The organism is Pseudomonas sp. S09G 359 (assembly GCF_002843605.1).
Lineage (GTDB): Bacteria > Pseudomonadota > Gammaproteobacteria > Pseudomonadales > Pseudomonadaceae > Aquipseudomonas.
Genome location: NZ_CP025263.1, coordinates 1,683,946 through 1,702,816, shown reverse-complemented (window position 1 = coordinate 1,702,816; position 18,871 = coordinate 1,683,946). Strand labels below are relative to the sequence as shown.

Sequence of the window (18,871 nt, the reverse complement as noted above, 5' to 3'; positions counted from 1 at the left end):
CATTTTGATCTTCGGTGTCAGGGCTGTTGCGCCTGGCTGACGAGCCAGTTCATCAGGGCCTCCAGCCCTGGCGAAGGCTCGGTACCCGGCGGGTACACCAGGTAATAGCCCATCCCCGTCGGCACCCTTAGTTCAAACGGCGTAGCCAACCGCCCCGCCTGCAAATCCTCGCCGATCAGTGCACTATCCCCAATCGCCACACCGGAACCTTGCGACGCCACGGTCATGGCCAAATCCAGCGTTTCAAAATGATGCCCCTGGGCCATATTGCTCAGCCGCGCATTAGCCGCCTTCAGCCACAACGCCCAATCCCGCTCATCCCGCGTGGGGTGCAGCAGCACCTGTTGCTGCAAATCCGACGGTGTGCGCAAACGCCCAAGCAGGCCTGGCGCACAGACCGGCGTGAGTTGCTCATCAAACAGATGCCGGGCCTCGGCCGACTGCTCAGCGATAGGCGCGTAGATCACCGCCGCGTCGAACGGCTCGCGGCGAAAATCCACGGTGTAGGCCACGGTGGTGGTGAGTTCCACCGGCACGTCCGGCCGCTCGCGTTGCCACTCCATCAGGCGCGGCAGCAGCCAGCGCATCACGCAGGTGGAGGCCTTGAGTTGCAGGGTTTCGCGGCGGCCGCCGATCTGCTCTACCGCGTCGACGATCAGGCCGAATACCTGCTGCGTGCGCAGCGACCATTCGCGGCCTTCTTCGGTCAGGCTCAAGCCCCGCGCCTGGCGCTGGAACAAGGCGTAGCCCAGATGGCTTTCCAACCCGGCGATCTGACGGCTCACGGCGCCCTGGGTGATGTGCAGTTGCTCGGCGGCACGGGTGAAGTTGCAGCACTGGGCCGTGACCCAAAAGGTGTGCAGCGCAGGCAGTGGCGGAAGGCGTTTCATACGGGCATGAGCCATGACGTGAAGACATGGCTAGTATGACTTTTTATCGATTGTTGCCGCTACCGGCCAGCCGCTCCAATAGCGCCTCGAATCAATAACAAGAGCGACATGTATGGCGACCTGCGGCGAAGTATTGGTCAACCTCCTGGAAAGCTACGGCGTGGACCAGGTGTTCGGCATCCCCGGCGTGCACACCGTGGAGCTGTATCGCGGCCTGGCCCGGTCCAGCATCCGCCACGTCACCCCGCGCCACGAACAGGGCGCCGGCTTTATGGCCGACGGTTACGCGCGCACCAGCGGCAAACCGGGCGTGTGCTTCATCATCACCGGCCCCGGCATGACCAATATCACCACGGCCATGGGCCAGGCCTACGCCGACTCGATCCCGATGCTGGTGATTTCCAGCGTGCAATCGCGCAGCCAGTTGGGCGGCGGGCGCGGCAAGCTGCATGAGCTGCCGAACCAGGGCGCGATGATGGCCGGGGTGGCGGCGTTCTCCCATACCCTGATGTCGGCGGCGGAGTTGCCGGGCGTGCTGGCGCGTGCATTTGCGCTGTTCCAGGCCGGCCGACCGCGCCCGGTGCATATTGAGATCCCGTTGGATGTGCTGGTGGAAAACGCCGACGCACTGCTCGGCAGTGAGCCGGTCAGCGTGGCCCGCGCCGGTGCCGCGCCGTCTGCGGTGAAGCAGATGAGCCAGTTGCTGGCAGCCGCCAAGCGCCCGCTGATCCTGGCCGGTGGCGGCGCCATTGATGCCGCCCCCGCGCTGACCCGCCTGGCCGAAACCCTTGGCGCCCCGGTGGCCCTGACCATCAACGCCAAGGGCATGCTGCCTGGTGATCACCCGCTGCTGATCGGCTCGACCCAAACGCTGCTGGCCACACGCGCGCTGGTGGCCGAAGCCGACGTGGTGCTGGCGATCGGCACCGAGCTGGCAGAAACCGACTACGACGTCACCTTCGCCGGCGGCTTTGAAATCCCCGGCGCATTGCTGCGCATCGATATCGACGCGGACCAGACCGTGCGTAACTACCCGCCGCAGGTCGCGCTGGTGGCTGACGCGCAGATTGCCGCCGAGGCCTTGCTGGCCGAGTTGAGCAGCACGCCCTTGGCCACCCGCGATGCGCAATGGGGAGCCCAGCGTGTCGCGCGTCTGTGGGCGGACCTGGCGCCCACCTGGGACGCCGCCACCCGCGCGCAAACGCTGTTCCTCAACACCATTTTGGAGCAACTGCCCGGCGCCGTGCTGGTGGGTGACTCGACCCAGCCGGTGTACAGCGGCAACCTGACCCTGAACCTCGACCACCCGCGCCGCTGGTTCAACTCTTCCACCGGCTACGGCACCTTGGGCTACGCCCTGCCCGCCGCCATCGGCGCCTGGCTGGGGCGTGGCGATGGGCAACCGGTGGTGTGCCTGATCGGCGATGGCGGGTTGCAATTCACCTTGCCGGAACTGGCCAGCGCGGTGGAGGCGCGCACGCCGATCATCGTGCTGCTGTGGAATAACCAGGGCTATGAAGAGATCAAGAAATACATGCTCAACCGCGCCATCGAACCGGTGGGCGTGGACATCTACACGCCGGACTTTATCGGGGTGGCCAAGGCCCTCGGAGCTGCTGCCGAAAGCGTCCACAGCGTTGCGCAGTTACGCATTGCCTTGCGCAGCGCCGCTGATCGCCAGGGACCGACGCTGATTGAAATTGACCAAGGGCTCTGGATGCAAGAGGTGGCGGTATGAACGCAGTGTTGAACGGTGTGTATATCAATGGCGCATGGCGTGCCGGCCATGCGGTGCTGGAGGTCATCAACCCGGCCACCGAGCAAGCCTTGGCCGAGGTCAGCGTCGGTGATGCCGGCGCCGTGACCCAGGCAGTCGACGCGGCCAGTGCAGCCTTTGCCGACTGGTCCAAAAGCACCGGGCGTGATCGCGGCGCGCTGTTGCGCAAGGTCGCCCAGGGTGTGAGTGAACAGCGCGAACAGTTGATGCACGTGCAGTCGAGCAACAACGGCAAGCCGCTGTTTGAAGCGGGCATCGATGTCGACGACGTGATCGCCACCTTCGAATACTACGCCGCCGTCGCCGAAGGCATGGACGCCGGGCAGGACAGCCCGGTCGCGCTGCCCAGCGAGGAGTTCAGCGCACGCCTGCGCCGCGAGCCGTGCGGCGTGGTGGGTCTGATCGTGCCGTGGAATTTCCCGATGGTAACCACCGCGTGGAAACTCGCCCCGGCCCTCGCCGCCGGTTGCTGCGTGGTGCTGAAACCGTCGGAAGTCACGCCCTTGGCGGAGCTGCAATTGGCGCAAATCATTGCCGACGCGGGCTTCCCGGCCGGCGTGTTCAATCTGGTCTGCGGCACCGGGTTGGCGGTGGGTGCACCGCTGGCCGCAGACCCGCGTGTGGCCAAGATTTCCTTCACCGGCAGCAACGCCGTGGGGGTGCAGGTGATGCAACGCGCCGCCGAAACCATCAAGGGCGTGAGCCTGGAGTTGGGCGGTAAATCTTCGCTGCTGGTGCTGGCGGATGCCGACCTCGACCTGGCGGTAGAGCTGGCGTGTGGCGGGGGCTTTTTCAACGCTGGGCAAATCTGTTCAGCCACCAGCCGTGTGCTGGTGGCTGACAGCCTCGCGACTGAATTCCTACAGCGTTTGCAGGCGCGGGCTGAAGGAATTCGCGTGGCGGACCCGTTCGCCGAAGACGTGGAAATGGGCGCGCTGATCAACCGTGCGCAGTATCAACGGGTGCTCGGGCATATCCAGCGTGGTGTGCAGGATGGCGCGCGGTTGCTGTGTGGCGGTGAGCGCCCGGCAGACCTGGCACAGGGCTATTTCATCCGCCCCACCGTGTTCACCGATGTGCCGTTGGACAGCGCATTGTGGAACGAAGAAATCTTCGGCCCGGTGCTGTGTGTACGACGCTTTGCCACAGAGGCCGAGGCCATCGCCCTGGCCAACGACAGCGATTTCGGCCTGGTGGCGAGCGTGGTCAGCGCCGATACCGAAACTGCCGAGCGCGTAGCCAACGCGTTGCAAGCTGGCCTGGTGTGGATCAACGCACCGCAGGTGATCTTCCCACAGACGGCGTGGGGCGGTTACAAGCAAAGCAGCCTCGGCCGTGAGCTGGGCCCGTGGGGGCTGGCGGCGTTTCAGGAGATCAAGCATGTGATCCGGGCAAACTGATCACCTCGTTTTGTCGCAACTGGGCTTGTGTGGCAACTGGTTTTTTGTGGCAACTGGTTTTTTGTGGCAGCCAGTTTTTCGTGGCGAGCGGGCTTGCCCGCGCTGGGGCGCGAAGCGGCCCCAGTGCAGAGGAACACGGTGCATCAGTCATTCCTCTTCGTATGGTTTTTAGGGCTGCTTCGCAGCCCAACGCGGGCAAGCCCGCTCGCCACAAAAAGCCTCTTAGCCACACACGCCCGCTGGCAGTGATCTGTATTTTTTAGCTTGTGTGGCAACTGGTTTTTTTGTCACAGCCAGTTTTTCGTGGCGAGCGGGCTTGCCCGCGTTGGGGCGCGAAGCGGCCCCAGTGCAGAGGAACACGGTGCATCAGTCATTCCTCTTCGTATGGTTTTTAGGGCTGCTTCGCAGCCCAACGCGGGCAAGCCCGCTCGCCACAAAAAGCCTCTTAGCCACACACGCCCGCTGGCAGTGATCTGTATTTTTTAGCTTGTGTGGCAACTGGTTTTTTTTCAGCCAGTTTTTCGTGGCGAGCGGGCTTGCCCGCGCTGGGGCGCGAAGCGGCCCCAGTGCAGAGGAATACGGTGCATCAGTCATTCCTCTTCGTATGGTTTTTAGGGCTGCTTCGCAGCCCAACGCGGGCAAGCCCGCTCGCCACAAAAAGCCTCTTAGCCACACACGTCCGCTGGCAGTGATCTGTATTTTTTAGCTTGTGTGGCAACTGGTTTTTTTGTCACAGCCAGTTTTTCGTGGCGAGCGGGCTTGCCCGCGTTGGGACGCGAAGCGGCCCCAGTGCAGAGGAATACGGTGCATCAGACATTCCTCTTCGTATGGTTTTTAGGGCTGCTTCGCAGCCCAACGCGGGCAAGCCCGCTCGCCACAAAAAGCCTCTTAGCCACACACGCCCGCTGGCAGTGATCTGTATTTTTTAGATACCCCCTGCGACTTTCTGATTTGCCCCTCTCCCCCGCCCATGGCCTGATTCGCCCTTGTTCATTCAAGGCTTGCCCATGGAAACCGTTCACGCAAAACCCACCACCGCCCTCTGGCTGATGATCAGCGTGGTACTCGTCGCGCTTAACCTGCGTCCGTCGATGGCCGCCGTGGGGCCGCTGCTGTCGTCGATCCGCGCCGACGTGCCGTTGAGTTTCAGCAGCGCGGCGTTGCTGACCATGCTGCCGGTAATGGCCATGGGCTTGGCGATGTTTTTCGGCATGGGCCTGTCCAAGCGTGTTGGCGAGCACCGCAGCATTGTGGTGTCGTTGCTGGTGATTGGCGTGGCCACGCTGTCGCGGTTGTTTCTGGATTCGGCGCTGGAATTGATTGTCAGCGCCATCGCGGCCGGCGTGGGGATTGCGATGATCCAGGCGTTGATGCCGGCGCTGATCAAATCGCGCTTCAGCGACAACGTTTCGCTGTTCATGGGGCTGTACGTCACGGCCATCATGGGCGGCGCGGCGTTGGCCGCGTCCTTTTCGCCGTTCGTGCAGGTACACACCAGCAGTTGGCGCATCGGCCTGGCGATCTGGGCCGCGCTCGCGTTGCTGGCCCTGGTGTTCTGGTACGCCCAACGCGCGGTGCTGCCACCCTTGCCGAATGCGGGTGGCGGCGCGCACGAGGGGTTTTTCGGCAATCGTCGCGCCTGGTTGCTGGCGATCTTTTTTGGCCTTGGCACCGCGTCCTACACCTGCGTGCTGGCGTGGCTGGCGCCGTATTATGTGGAGCAAGGCTGGAGCGAACAGAACGCCGGTTTGCTGCTGGGATTCCTGACCGCAATGGAAGTGGTGTCCGGCCTGGTCACCCCGGCCATCGCCAACCGTCGCCGGGATAAACGCGGTGTGGTCGCAGTGCTGCTGGTGCTGATCATTCTCGGGTTCTGCGGCCTGATTCTTTTACCGCAACACCTGAGTTTGCTATGGCCGTGCCTGCTCGGCCTGGGTATCGGCGGGCTGTTCCCCATGAGCCTGATCCTGTCCCTCGACCACCTGGACAACCCTCGCCGTGCCGGTGGCCTGACCGCCTTCGTGCAAGGCATCGGCTACCTGATCGCTGGCCTGTCGCCACTTATCGCGGGGATGATCCGTGACAGGCTTGGCAGCTTCGAATGGGCCTGGTGGTCACTGACCGCCGTAGTCGTGGTGATGCTGCTGATCCTCACACGCTTCAACCCAGCGCATTACGCACGGCATATTCGCTGACGTCGCGTTGCAAACAGTATTTGTCCCACACCTAAAATAGAAAAGGCCTACAGAGCTTTCTAATGGCACGTCCGTTCCGTTAAGCTTTTGCGCTTGCCGCAGTGCCAAGGCTTACCGGACGGAATGGATGCTAAACAGTAACTTGCTCAGAAAGCTCGACATGCAGGACCTGATGGTGTTTATCGCCGTCTACGACCAGAGCAGTGTTACCGAGGTGTCAGAAACGCTGTTTGTCAGCCAGTCCACCGTGAGTTACAGCCTGAAGAAATTGCGCACCAGTTTCGAGGATGAGCTGTTTATCAACACACGGGCGGGTATGCGTCCTACGTACAAGGCCACCACCATGTACGGCCATGTGCAGAAAATCCTCGAAAGCATCAACCTCTGCCACGCCGGTGGCCAAGCCTTCGACCCCACCCAGAAGGCCGTGACGTTCAACGTGTGCGCACCGGAATACTTCGAACAGTTGATCCTGCCGCGCCTGTTGAAAAACTTCGACCAGGCCGACCTGCCGGTCATCGTCAATGTGCAGAAGCTGGAAACCGATATCCCCGCCGACGACCTGCGCGAAGGCCGATTGGACCTGGTGATCTGCTTCGGTCCGCACTTTCATCGCGCCCACAAGGATTTCAAGACCCAGATGCTGCTGGAGGACGACCTGGTATGCGTCTTCGATAAACGCTCGGCGCCCCGGGAGCCGGCGTTCAGCCTGCAATCCTTCGTGGAACGGCGCCACGTGTTCCCCACACCGTGGACCTCCGACACCAACATGATCGACGGCTGGCTGGCGCGCCAGGCGCACAAGCGCCAGGTGATCGCCCGGGCCAACAGCTATGGTGCGGCACTGAAAATGATCACCGGCACCGACTTTGTCGTCACCCTGCCGCGCCGCGTGCAAAAACTGTTGGCGCCAGCCTCGGCATTCGGCCATTGCGAGGCGCCCAACGGGTTGCCAGGGTTTACCTTGGATATGCAGTGGAATGAAACCAGTGAACAGGACAGCGCCAATACCTGGTTTCGCGAGCAGGTGGTGAAGGTGTGCGCGGATCAGGGGTTGTTATAACCCCCTGTGGAGAGGGAGTTTGCTCCCTCGCCACCGAGGATTGCGCGTCAGCCGATGGCGACTTTGCTGTAGGAATCGCGATCCATATCCACCAGCAGGACACTGAGTTGAACCTGCACATCCGCCGGCCAGTCGCTCTGATCCTGCAACGCTGCCAACAGGCTCTGCGACAACTCCTGCTTGACCTGCGGCGACCGCCCACTGAGCAGCGACAGCTTCACCGCGATAAAACCGCGTGGGCTGAGGGAAGTGCCGACCTGAAAGCTCTCGACTTTCACCGCGCGGCTTTTGATGTCGAACTCGGAACCGAACTGCCCGGACGCCATCAGCACGTTATTGAGCCGCAACAGGGTTTTCTCGACGGCGAGATTCGTCAGGTTGGCGGTGTATTCCAGGTGCAGATGCGGCATGGGTGGCTCCGAATTATGAGTAGGAAGATTCGTAGATATACCACGGAAAGAGCCTCAGGCCTTGGTCCCGAGGCCTCGATCACTCATGAATGCTTCCAGCCGCGAGCGCACCCAGCGCTCAGCCGGGTCGGTATCCACATGGCTGAGCCAGACCATGGATAAATCCAACGTCGGTGTCTCGAACGGAAACGGCTCACAGAACAGGTTGCCCGACACCGCCATGGCTTCAGCGGTGTAGTCCGGCAGGCTGGCAATCAGGTCCGTGCCGGCCAGCAAGGCGGGCAATGCGCTGTATTGCGGCACCGACAGCACCACATGGCGCTTGCGCCCGATTTCCGCCAACCACTCATCGGCAAACCCCGCTACGTTGGCGGTGTGGGACACCAGCACATGGGGGCGTGAGCAATATTCATCGAGGGTCAACGGTGTGTCGGACGCGTCGGCGCGCAACAGCCGTGGGCGGATATGGCGCAGCAGCTTGCGCTTGGCATTGGCCGGCAGGCCGCGGGTTTGGGTGATACCTACGGTGATATCGCCGGACGCCAACAGATCGGGAATCCGCCAATAGTCGACATGCTGCACCACGAACACCACCTGCGGCGCCTCCTGGCGCAGCGCACGCAGCAACGGCGGCAGCAGGCCGAACTCAACATCATCGGACAAGCCGATGCGAAAGGTCATGGTGCTGATGGACGGGTCAAAATCGTGAGTCAGGCTCAGGGCCGACGACAATGAGTCCAGGGCTGGTGACAAATGCTGAATGATTTCTTCGGCCCGCGCGGTGGGCTCCATGCGGTGGCCGACGCGAATAAACAGCGGGTCATTGAACAAGGTACGCAAACGGTTGAGGGCCGAGCTGATGGTCGGCTGGCCGAGAAACAGCTTCTCGGCCACCCGTGTCACATTGCGCTCCAGCATCAGTGCTTCGAAGACCACCATCAGGTTGATGTCGGCCTTGCGTAATTCATTGCGATTCATCGGCGCCTGCCCCTTCCCCAAGACAAGCCGCAGTTTAGAAAGCCCTGGGGGCTGCGTCTATGTGCACACTGTTCATCCACTGGCTTTGGGGCTATAAATCAGCTCTTTAAGGTTTCAGGAACACCATCGTGCTGTTCATTCTCGCCTTGGCCATCGTCGTGGCCGGGTTCTGCCTCTGGGTCATCCGCTTTGTCGCCCACCCCACTGCCCGCACCTTGTTGCGGGTGTTTGTCGGCCTGTGCCTGGCGGCGGTGGGGGCGTACCTGGTGCTGGCGTGGGGGTTTCCTATTTCGTTGCTGGTTTCATAACCCCCTGCGGGGTGGGCGCTTGTTCCTGGCCCTGGCGCAAACGCAGGGCCGCCAACGCGGCGATCACCAGCACCACGGCGATCACTTTGAGGCCATTCATCGCATTGCCCGTGCTCATCTCGATTGCGCCCATCACCGAAGGCCCGACGAACCCGCCCAACAGCCCACACGCGTTGACGAAACCCAGCCCGCCTGCCAGCGCCACGCCCTTGAGGCGTGACGCCGGGTACAGAAACACAATCGACTGCACCACAAAGAACATCACCGCCGACAGGCAAAAGCCCAACAGGCTGAACACCGGCCCCGACACCGAAGCGATACCCAACCCCAACGCCATGGTCAGCAAGCCGGTGACCAGCAATCGTCGGCAACGCCCCGGCGTGGTCGCAAAACGCGGGATCAACACGGCGCCGAGTGCCGCCGCAATCCACGGCAACGAGGTCAGGAGGCCGACGCTCATGGTGCTCAGCTCGCCGTATTTGCTGATGATGCTCGGCAGGAAAAAGATCACGGTGTAGACGGTGATCTGGTGGCAAAAGTACACAAAGATCGCCAGCAGGATTTGCGGGGTCAGCCAGTTTTTCAACGAGTGGCCGCCCTCCCCTGCACCTTCCTCGGTCTCCCGGGCAATGCGCTGTTCGATCCCGCGTGCTTCTTCGGCCGACAACCACGGCGCCTTGCTCGGGCGATCCGGCAACCTGCGCCACACCACCCAGGCAAAGGCCACGGCCGGTAAGCCTTCGAGCAAGAACATCCATTGCCAGCCGTGCCAGCCCAGCAGGCCATCCATGCGCATCAAAGCCGCGCCCACCGGGCCACCGATGATGTTGGCAAAGCACACGCCGAGCAGGAAGTAACCGGTGGCTCGCGCGCGTTGTTCACGGTTGAACCAGTAGGTCAGGTACAGCATCACACCGGGAAACAGCCCCGCTTCGGCGATGCCCAGCAGCAGGCGCAGCGCGTAGAACGAGGTCTCGCCCTGCACAAAGGCCATGGCCGCCGAGATCAGGCCCCAGGTCACCATGATGCGGGCGATCCAGAAGCGTGCGCCGACCTTGTGCATGATCAGGTTGCTGGGGATCTCCGACAGCGCATACGTCAGGAAAAACAAACCCGCGCCCAGCCCATACGCAGCGGCGGAAATGCCCAGGTCGACGTCCAGATGATGCTTGGCCAGGGCAATGTTGGTGCGGTCCAGAAAGCTCAGGATGTAGGCGATGATCAGCAAGGGCATCAGCTTGGCGAACATCAGTTTGTTCAACGCCTGCGGCTCGCGGGCGTGGGTGGCGGTAGTCATCGGCAATTCCTCTTGGCGCCCCGCCAGCCAGGCTGGGGGGCGCATCGGTGTTGTTCTAGGAGTCGAGTTGCACAACCAACGCCTGCGGGCGATGGGAAAACAGTTGCAGCAATGCGCCACCCAGGGCGCAGCCGGCCATCACGAAGAAACACACGGTGTAGCCATGCAGTGTGGTCCAGCCGCCGCCCATGGCGATCAGGCTGCCCATCAGCACCGGCGCCAGGCCGCCACCGATAAACATCGCGGTGGTGATGATGCCGTTGGCCGTGGACGTCGCCGAAGGCTCGGCCGAGTCGCAGGCCACCGCGTAGTAGATCGGCCACACCGCATTCGCCACCAGGCCGAACAGCAGTTGCACCACCACGATCAAGGTCAGGGTATTGGCGAAGTAGAACGCGCCGACACTCGCCGCCATCCACACCCCGCAGATGATCAAGGTGGTACGCCGGCCGATGATGTCCGACAGCGACGGCCACACCAGTTGCCCGAGAATGCCGGTGAGGGTGAACACCACGCTCATCCCCGCCGACTCCGCCAGCGACAACCCGGCGATGTTGTAGAGGTAGGCCGGCAGCACGATATTCACGCCCATGTACACCACTTGCGTGAGCATCGTGTTGCCCGCCGTGAGCGCGATATTGCGGTTGCGCAGCGTGGCGATAAAGGTGCGCCAGGCTTCGCCCTTCACCGAGCTGGCCGGGGCGTTGTCCGGTGGGGTCATGCCCTTGGCGGCGATGTCGACGTACAACGCGGTAATGCGTTCGGCGGTGGAATAACGCGCCCAGAAAATCATCAGCGGCAGCGCCACCACAAAGGCGAAGAAGAACACGTAGCGCCAGTTGTCCTCACCAAACACGGTGATCACAAAACTGGCGACGATGCCGCTGAGCATCGCGCCGATCGGGTAACCGGTGTGGTGCGCGCCCAGGGCAAACCCGCGACGTTCCACCGGCCACCATTCGGCGGTGTTGCTCACGCCCACCGGCTCGCCCCAGCCCGCGCCCAGGTTGACGCCGACACGCAAGGCGATAAAGGTCGCGAGGTTGCCGCTCAACGCCTTGAAGCCGGACAGAAACGAAATCGCCGTGTAGCCCAGTACCAGCGGCACTTGGAAGCGCGCGCGTTTCCAGCCGCCACCGTAGCGGTCGCTCCACATCGAGCCGGGAATATCCAGCACGGCAAGGGCCAGCATGACCACCGTGGCCACGGTGCCCCATTGGTCAGCGGACAAATCGAAATGCTTGGAGATGGTCGGCCCCAGGCGCAACACGATCTCGCGGTCGTAGGCGTTAAGAATCCAGATCATCCAGCAGACCAGCAGCGACACCCAGGAATGCCGGTGAATATTGCGCAGCGACGCTTTTTTTAAAGTTGCCATGGGCCTCTCCAGGCGCGCGAGGGCGCGCACTGACACAAGGTTGCGAAGGAAGGTGCCTTGTCAAACAAACGCGCTAGCTGGCGAAACGTCGCTCGGCTATTCCTTGCACGCCCAACCCGGTAATGGCGAACAGCGCGCCCCGCTGCTGGCCGTCGGCCGGAAAACGCGGGAGCGGCGGCTTGGCCATCGAGGTCACGAACAGGGTGTCGAGGTTCGGCCCGCCGAAAGTCAGGCTGGTGACCTTTTTTACCGGCATTTGAATGATGCGATCGACCTGGCCGTCGGGGCTGTAGCGCACCAATTTGCCGGCGTAGACCAGCGCCTGCCACAGGCAGCCTTCGGCATCCACGGTGCAGCCGTCGGCCGCGCCACCGCTGGAGGTGTCGACCTTGGCGAACACGCGGCGGTTGCTCACATTGCCGCTGGCCAGGTCGTAGTCGTAGGCCCAGATCTCACCGGACCAGGTGTCGCAAAAGTACAGGGTTTGTCCCGACGGGCTCCAGCACGGGCCATTCGAGACGATGATGCCTTCGTCCAGGGTGTGCAGGCTGAGGTCGGCGTCCAGGCGATACAGCTTGGCGCTGGCGCTGTCTTCCAGGGTGTCCATCGAGCCGAAGACAAAGCGACCCTGGCGGTCGACCTTGCCGTCATTGAGGCGGTTGTTCCGCAGGTGCGGTTCCGGGTCCTCGATCAGGTCCAACTCGCCAGTGGCCAGGTCCAGGTTGTGCACGCCATTTTGCAGCGCGACGATGGCCGACTCACCGCTGTCGCGCAGGGCCATGGAGCCGATTTTCTGGCCCACGTCCCAGGCGCGCAGTTCGCGGCCGTCATCGGTGCAGCGCAGCACCCGGCCATCGGCACTGTCGATCCAGTACAGCCGTTGTTGTTCGACGTCCCATACCGGGCCTTCGCCCAATGTGGTCTTGACGTCTACCAGCACTTCGATACGCATGGTGTTATCCCCTTATTGTTGTTGTGCGGGATGCGGGCCGCGCCATGACGCGACCTCTGATATCGTCAGAAATTGACTTGGTCACGCCCCTTGAGCCCGAGGATTTCCCGCGCTTCATCAGGCGTGGCGACCCGATGGCCGAGGGCTTCGATCACCGTGCGAATGCGCCGTACCTGGTCGGCATTCGACGCCGCCAGCTTGCCCGGACCGTCCCACAGCGAATCCTCCAGGCCAACGCGCGCATTGCTGCCCATGGACAGGCCCATGGTCGCCAGCGGAATCTGCCCACGCCCGGCGCCGAGAATCGACCACACGTAGTCGTCACCAAACAGGCGGTCGGCGGTGCGACGCATGTGCGCTAAATCTTCCGGATGCCCGCCGATGCCGCCGCGCAGGCCGAACACCGACTGGATAAACAGCGGCGGCTTGAGCAAGCCGCGCTCCAGGAAGTGTGCGGCGGTGTACAGGTGGCCGATGTCGTAGCATTCGATTTCAAAACGGGTGCGGTTCTCGGCGCAGGAATTGAGGATGTGGGCAATGTCGCGGAAGGTATTGCGAAAAATCCGATCGTCGCTCTCTTCCAGGTACGGGCGCTCCCAATCGTGCTTGAACTCGGTAAAGCGGTTGAGCATTTCGTACAGGCCGAAATTCATCGAGCCCATATTCAGCGAAGCCAGCTCCGGCTTGAACTGCATCACCGGCTGCAGCCGCTCTTCCACACCCATGGTCGGTGCGCCGCCGGTAGTGATGTTGATCACCACATCACTGGCAGCCTTGATGTGCGGCAGGAATTCGGCGAACAGTGCCGGGTCCTGGCTGGGGCGGCCGTCAATCGGGTCACGGGCATGCAAGTGGACGATGGCCGCGCCGGCCTCGGCCGCACCGATGGCGGCGTCGGCGATTTCCTGGGCGGTGATCGGCAAATGCGGCGACATCGACGGCGTATGAATCGCACCGGTGACGGCGCAGGTGATGATCACGGGGCGTTTTTTGGACATGACGATTCTCCGACTTTTATTCTTATGAAAAAAATCCTGGGTCCAGCGCTGTGTGTTCTTCCGTGGCTTACAGGTACTCGACGTTACCGTCGACACTGATCGCCTGGCCGGTCACGTTGTGGGCGGCGGGCGAACAGAGGAACAACGCCATGGCCGCGACGTCTTCGGCGGTGACCATGCGTTTGAGGGAAATCTTGTTGAGGTATTCCTGGCGCATCTCGGCCTCGGGCACGCCGACCTGTTCGGCACGGGCGCGAATCACGCCGTCCATGCGCGGGCCTTCAACGATGCCGGGCAGCAAGGCATTCACGCGGATATCGCTTGCGCCGAGTTCCGCCGCCAGGGATTTCATCAGGCCGACAATTGCCCATTTGGTCGCCGCGTAGGGCGTACGCCAGGCGTAGCCGAGACGCCCCGCCACCGAGGCGATATGCAGCAGATGAGCGTGGGACGATTCCTTGAGCATCGGCACCGCGTAGTGGGCAAAGCGGTATTGCGCAGTCAGGTTGATATCGATGGTGGCTTGCCACTCGGCGTCGCTGATCGCGTCGATACCGCCGGTAGGCCCAGCGATCCCGGCATTGTTGACCAGCACATCAAGGCCGCCGAAATGCTCGCGCTGCACCTTGAACACGGCCTCGATCTGCGCGGCATCACTGACGTCGGCACGGGTGGCGACGGTGCCCGGGTATTTATCGCGAAACGCGGCCAGGGCCGGCTCGCTCACATCACACACATGCACCTGGGCGCCGGCTTCCAGATACGCCGCCGCCAGCACTTCACCAATGCCGGCAGCCCCGCCGGAAATCAACACACGTAACCCAGGATAGGGCTGCAGCCGCTGTAGGACACTCATGCACGTTTACCTCCTGATGCAGACGACCGCGAACGGTCGCTCTTGACGAGCAGGCGCGCCAGGGAATCGGCGGCCTGCATGATGTCATCGGTCACCGCTGCACGGGCACCGGCGCCATCACGGGCGGCCAGGGCTTCGACGATCCGCGTATGCGCCTCCATCGAGCGTTGCAGGTGAGCTTTATCCGGGGCGACCAGCGCGAAGCACGGGCCCATGTGCAGCCAGAAATTCTCCACGGCCGCCATGGTCAACTCGGCTTGGGCCACCGCGTAGATACGTCGGTGGAAGGCGAAGTTGGTCCACAAGTAGCGGGACACGTCGACTTCATCGGCCGCGTGCTGCATCTGCCGGCACAGCTCGGTGATTTCGTCGAGGTCGGCCTTTTGCAGGCGCAGCACGGCTTTTTCCGCCAGCAAGCCTTCAAGGGCGACCCGCGCATCGCGAATTTCGCGCAGGCGATCGACCGTCATCAGGCGTACCCGCAGACGGGAGGTTTCGGTGACTTCAAAGGCGTTTTCGGCGCTGAGGCGTTGCAGCGCTTCACGCACCGGCATGGGGCTGGAACCGAGGGCTTCGGCGAGGCCGCGAATGGTGAGTTTCTGGCCGGGCTGGAAACGGCCACTCATCAGGGCTTCGCGGATCTGGCGATAGACCTGATCTTGCAAAGTATCGCGGGACACCTGGCGGAGGGTGGGCAGGAGGATCGGACCATCGGTCATGAGGCAAAACCTGTGTTGTGGTTCTTATGGCCTCAGTATGTGATCACAAATCAAATATGTCAAATAGTTTCCTATTTTCAGGCGTGCCTAAAAAATGTGGGAGCGGGCTTGCGCGCGAAAGCGCTGTATCAGTCCACACATCAGTTGACTGTTACAGCGCATTCGCGCGCAAGCCCGCTCCCACATTTGGATCGTGTTTGTCCTGATAGTCAGGGTTTCAGCGGACGCTCCTGATCCCGTTCGGACAGCTCCGTGCCGTCATCGGGATGCTTCCAGGTTTGCGGCTTTTCTTGCTCCTGCCGCCGGGGTTGCTCGCGCGCAGGCTCATCTCGGCGTTTTTGTTGGTCAGCCATCGCCATCTCCCATCCGTAAGAATTGGTCACCTCTTGAGCATAGAACAGCCAATGGGTTTTCGACTAAGTGGCCGATTGATAGCCAAAACACATCAATCTATCCAAATTTGTCACTTATCATTTCTAAATGTGTCAGCCACTATTCCAGGTCTTAAGCGAAACAAGCACTTTAAAAAGAACGCTGGAGACACAAAACCATGACTAGCCCTACCCGGCCCGACTCTGCCCGTTCGAAAGTTGGTGCGGTATTCCGCGTTACTTCGGGCAACTTCCTCGAACAGTTCGACTTCTTTCTGTTCGGTTTCTACGCCACCTATATCGCTGCCGCATTCTTCCCCGCCGCTAATGAGTTTGCGTCATTAATGATGACCTTCGCCGTGTTTGGCGCAGGCTTCCTGATGCGACCGCTGGGCGCAATCATTCTGGGTGCCTATATCGACGACGTGGGTCGCCGCAAAGGACTGATCGTCACCTTGTCGATCATGGCCAGCGGCACCCTGCTGATCGTGCTGGTGCCCGGTTATCACACCATTGGCCTCTGGGCGCCGCTGCTGGTGCTGTTGGGCCGCTTACTGCAAGGCTTCTCGGCCGGTGCGGAACTGGGCGGCGTGTCGGTTTACCTGTCGGAAATGGCCACCCCGGGCCGCAAAGGCTTCTACACCAGCTGGCAGTCGGGCAGCCAACAGATCTCCATCGTGGTCGCCGCCGCACTGGGCTATGGCTTGAACGTGTGGATGGAGCCTGCCGTAGTTGCCGATTGGGGCTGGCGCATCCCGTTCGCCATCGGCTGCGTCATCATCCCGTTTATCTTTGTACTGCGTCGCAACCTGCAGGAAACCGAAGAGTTCGCCAACCGCAAGCATCGCCCGACCATGCGCGAAGTGCTGGCGACCCTAGTGAAGAATTGGACCGTCGTGATCGGCGGCATGCTGATGGTGGCCATGACCACCACCGCGTTCTACCTGATCACCGTGTACGCACCGACCTTCGGCAAGACCGTACTGCAACTGAGCACCTCCGACGCCTTGCTGGTGACCTTGCTGGTGGCCGTGTCGAACTTTGTCTGGCTGCCGATCGGCGGCACCTTGAGTGACCGCTTCGGCCGCAAACCGGTACTGATCGCTATGACTGCGCTGACCGTTCTTACGGCTTATCCAGCGCTGTCCTACGTGGTAAACGCACCGAGCTTCGCCCATATGCTCGAAACCCTGCTGTGGTTCTCCTTCCTCTACGGCATGTACAACGGCGCGATGATCCCGGCCCTGACTGAAATCATGCCGGTGGAAGTGCGTGTGGCGGGCTTCTCCCTGGCCTACAGCCTGGCGACCGCGATCTTCGGTGGTTTCACCCCGGCGATCTCCACCTGGTTCATCCATATCACCGAAGACAAGGCCTCGCCGGCCTACTGGATGATGTTTGCCGCCGTGTGCGCGCTGTGCTCGACCCTGGCGCTGTATCGCCGCGCCAACACCCGTGGGCAGGTGATGCAGGGGGCCGCGTGATGAAGCCCCTGTTCAAGACCCTGACGGCACTGGCCCTCGGCGCCCTGGCGCTGACGGCCCAGGCCGAACAGCTCAAGGTGATGACGTCCGGTGGCTTCACCGCCGCGTATAAGTTGCTGGGCCCGCAATACGCCCAGCACAGCGGCGACAGCCTCGACACGATCCTCGGCCCGTCGATGGGCAAGGCGCCGGAAGCGATCCCCAACCGCCTGGCCCGTGGCGAACATGCCGATGTGGTGATCATGGTCGGCTACGCCCTGGATGATTTGATCAAACAGGGCAAGGTCGACCCCGCGTCCCGCGTGGAACTGGCGGACTCGCGCATCGGCCTGGTGGTGAAGGCCGGCGCGGCTAAACCTGCGATCGGCACCGACGCCGAACTCAAGGCGGTGCTGCAAAAGGCCAAGTCCGTGGCGTATTCCGATAGCGCCAGTGGCGTGTATGTCGAGAAAGAGTTGTTCAAGAAACTCGGCATGCCCGCCAAGGGCACCATGATCGAACGCATCCCGGTGGCCGAGCAGGTCGCCAAGGGTGACTACGAGGTGGGCTTGCAACAAGTCGCAGAATTGTTGCCGGTGCCAGGCGTGACTTACGTAGGCAAGATCCCGGAAGACGTGCAGTCCGTGACGCGCTTTGCCGCGGGCATTCCGATCAACGCCGAGCACCCGACACAGGCCAAGGCGCTGCTGCAGTACCTGGCCTCGCCCGAGGCGCAAGCGGTGGTGCAATCCACTGGCCTGGACTCGGTGTCACGCTGACCGGAACGGCATCTCCCGCACCAACCGCTCCAACTCCAGCGCCGCTGGCGGCAAGGTCCGCCCGCGGCGTTTGATCAAGCCCACATTGCGCATCACCTGCGGCTCCACCAACGGCACACTCACCAGAATCGGGTGTTCCAGGGCCGGCATGGCGATCGACGGCACCATCGCCACCCCCAACCCCGCCTCCACCAAGCCGATCATCGTGGTCACGTGGTGCGTCTCGCAGATACTCGGTTTTTTCACCCGCACGCCACGCAAGGCCTGGTCCAATAGGAAGCGATTGCCTGAGGTTTTGTCCACGGTAATGTAGTCGTGCTCATAGGCCTCGGCCCACGTCACACTCTCGCGCGCCGCCAACGGATGATCACGCCGGCACGCGAGCACGTAGCGCTCCTGCAACAGCAACTCGAACTCCACCTCATCGGCCAGGCTGCCGCTGAAACTCACGCCGAAATCCGCCTCGCCACTTTCCACCGCGTTGCACACCTCACCGGCACTGGCATCCAATACCCGCAGGCGAATTTTCGGATAGAGCTTGTGGAATTCGGAGATCACGTGGGGCATGAAGTAATACGCAGTAGACGGCACACAGGCGATGGTCACGTTGCCCATGCGCGTGGAGGCGACGTTGCTGATACCCATCAGGGCAACGTCGAGGTCGTCGAGCATGCGCTCGACCTGCGGCAGGAACGCACGGCCGACCATGGTCAGGCTGACGCGCCGCGTGGTGCGCTCGAACAGCTTCACATCAAGGGCGGACTCCAGCTTTTCGATACGCCGGCTGAGGGCCGGTTGCGAGATACGAATGGCCTCGGCGGCGCCGCGAAAACTGCCCTTGTCTACCACGGCGCGGAAGGCTTGGAGGTCGTTGAGGTCGAAGTTGATGATCACGGGAAGCAGCCAGGATGGTCGAGGTGGAGGGCATTATCGTACGCGAGCGAGTGAGGCGCCATGCACGCTGATAGCAGATTGGCGTAATACCCTTGCTACAAATATGAAGTCATACATATCAGTGGCTTATTTGCCGACTGGCG

Annotated in this window: 18 protein-coding genes; 7 read left to right on the top strand and 11 right to left on the bottom strand. The window is 62.1% G+C overall.

Annotated elements, in window-relative coordinates; translation table 11 throughout:
- Positions 1-17: 17 nt before the first annotated feature.
- On the bottom strand, positions 18-890 hold the full coding sequence (locus CXQ82_RS07720; protein WP_101267632.1) for a LysR substrate-binding domain-containing protein: 873 nt from the start codon (positions 888-890) through the stop codon (positions 18-20).
- A 112-nt stretch (positions 891-1,002) separates the two neighbouring features.
- On the opposite strand from CXQ82_RS07720, the gene CXQ82_RS07715 reads away from it, so the two are divergent.
- From CXQ82_RS07715 to CXQ82_RS07700, 4 genes are all read left to right on the top strand, one after another.
- Positions 1,003-2,628, top strand: a complete 1,626-nt coding sequence (locus CXQ82_RS07715; protein WP_101267630.1) for a 5-guanidino-2-oxopentanoate decarboxylase — start codon at positions 1,003-1,005, stop codon at positions 2,626-2,628.
- Entirely contained in the window at positions 2,625-4,067 is a 1,443-nt protein-coding gene (locus tag CXQ82_RS07710; protein ID WP_101267629.1) for an aldehyde dehydrogenase family protein, read from the top strand. The genes CXQ82_RS07715 and CXQ82_RS07710 overlap by 4 nt, the downstream gene beginning before the upstream one ends.
- A 1,007-nt stretch (positions 4,068-5,074) precedes the next feature.
- On the top strand, positions 5,075-6,262 hold the full coding sequence (locus CXQ82_RS07705) for a cyanate transporter (RefSeq protein WP_101267627.1): 1,188 nt from the start codon (positions 5,075-5,077) through the stop codon (positions 6,260-6,262).
- A gap of 127 nt (positions 6,263-6,389) precedes the next feature.
- A complete protein-coding gene (locus CXQ82_RS07700; protein WP_101267625.1) occupies positions 6,390-7,325 on the top strand; it encodes a LysR family transcriptional regulator in 936 nt (311 codons plus the stop codon).
- Positions 7,326-7,372: 47 nt separating this feature from the next.
- On the opposite strand, the gene CXQ82_RS07695 is transcribed toward CXQ82_RS07700, so the two are convergent.
- The gene (locus CXQ82_RS07695; protein ID WP_101267623.1) at positions 7,373-7,735 is read right to left on the bottom strand and encodes a 5-carboxymethyl-2-hydroxymuconate Delta-isomerase; all 363 of its coding nucleotides are present in this window, start codon (positions 7,733-7,735) and stop codon (positions 7,373-7,375) included.
- Positions 7,736-7,789: 54 nt separating this feature from the next.
- Positions 7,790-8,713, bottom strand: a complete 924-nt coding sequence (locus CXQ82_RS07690) for a LysR substrate-binding domain-containing protein (protein WP_101267621.1) — start codon at positions 8,711-8,713, stop codon at positions 7,790-7,792.
- 128 nt (positions 8,714-8,841) lie between these two features.
- Here CXQ82_RS07690 and CXQ82_RS07685 point away from each other — a divergent pair, with 128 nt between their 5' ends.
- The gene (locus CXQ82_RS07685; protein ID WP_101267619.1) at positions 8,842-9,021 is read left to right on the top strand and encodes a hypothetical protein; all 180 of its coding nucleotides are present in this window, start codon (positions 8,842-8,844) and stop codon (positions 9,019-9,021) included.
- Here the strand turns inward: CXQ82_RS07685 and CXQ82_RS07680 are convergent.
- The 7 genes from CXQ82_RS07680 to CXQ82_RS31385 form a co-directional block, all read right to left on the bottom strand.
- Positions 8,999-10,318: an MFS transporter gene (locus tag CXQ82_RS07680; protein WP_177409888.1), complete on the bottom strand. Its 1,320-nt coding sequence runs from the start codon at positions 10,316-10,318 to the stop codon at positions 8,999-9,001. The two genes, CXQ82_RS07685 and CXQ82_RS07680, sit on opposite strands and share 23 nt — an antisense overlap.
- Positions 10,319-10,373: 55 nt before the next feature.
- Entirely contained in the window at positions 10,374-11,696 is a 1,323-nt protein-coding gene (locus tag CXQ82_RS07675; RefSeq protein WP_101267617.1) for an MFS transporter, read from the bottom strand.
- Positions 11,697-11,769: 73 nt separating this feature from the next.
- Complete coding sequence (locus CXQ82_RS07670) at positions 11,770-12,648, bottom strand: SMP-30/gluconolactonase/LRE family protein (protein ID WP_101267615.1); 879 nt, start codon at positions 12,646-12,648, stop codon at positions 11,770-11,772.
- A gap of 65 nt (positions 12,649-12,713) precedes the next feature.
- The gene (locus CXQ82_RS07665; RefSeq protein WP_101267613.1) at positions 12,714-13,646 is read right to left on the bottom strand and encodes a 3-keto-5-aminohexanoate cleavage protein; all 933 of its coding nucleotides are present in this window, start codon (positions 13,644-13,646) and stop codon (positions 12,714-12,716) included.
- 67 nt (positions 13,647-13,713) lie between these two features.
- On the bottom strand, positions 13,714-14,502 hold the full coding sequence (locus tag CXQ82_RS07660; RefSeq protein WP_101267611.1) for an SDR family oxidoreductase: 789 nt from the start codon (positions 14,500-14,502) through the stop codon (positions 13,714-13,716).
- Positions 14,499-15,221 carry a GntR family transcriptional regulator gene (locus CXQ82_RS07655; RefSeq protein ID WP_101267609.1) on the bottom strand — a complete coding sequence of 241 codons (723 nt, stop codon included), beginning with the start codon at positions 15,219-15,221 and terminating at the stop codon, positions 14,499-14,501. The genes CXQ82_RS07660 and CXQ82_RS07655 overlap by 4 nt, the downstream gene beginning before the upstream one ends.
- A gap of 209 nt (positions 15,222-15,430) precedes the next feature.
- Positions 15,431-15,574 carry a hypothetical protein gene (locus CXQ82_RS31385; RefSeq protein ID WP_177409887.1) on the bottom strand — a complete coding sequence of 48 codons (144 nt, stop codon included), beginning with the start codon at positions 15,572-15,574 and terminating at the stop codon, positions 15,431-15,433.
- Between the two features lie 197 nt (positions 15,575-15,771).
- Between CXQ82_RS31385 and CXQ82_RS07650 the strand changes: the two genes are divergently transcribed.
- Both CXQ82_RS07650 and CXQ82_RS07645 read left to right on the top strand, forming a co-directional pair.
- Complete coding sequence (locus CXQ82_RS07650; protein WP_101267607.1) at positions 15,772-17,076, top strand: MFS transporter; 1,305 nt, start codon at positions 15,772-15,774, stop codon at positions 17,074-17,076.
- Entirely contained in the window at positions 17,076-17,834 is a 759-nt protein-coding gene (locus CXQ82_RS07645; protein ID WP_101267605.1) for a substrate-binding domain-containing protein, read from the top strand. Before CXQ82_RS07650 ends, CXQ82_RS07645 begins: the two co-directional genes overlap by 1 nt.
- Here the strand turns inward: CXQ82_RS07645 and CXQ82_RS07640 are convergent.
- On the bottom strand, positions 17,826-18,728 hold the full coding sequence (locus tag CXQ82_RS07640; protein ID WP_101267604.1) for a LysR family transcriptional regulator: 903 nt from the start codon (positions 18,726-18,728) through the stop codon (positions 17,826-17,828). The genes CXQ82_RS07645 and CXQ82_RS07640 overlap by 9 nt on opposite strands.
- Positions 18,729-18,871 lie beyond the last annotated feature (143 nt).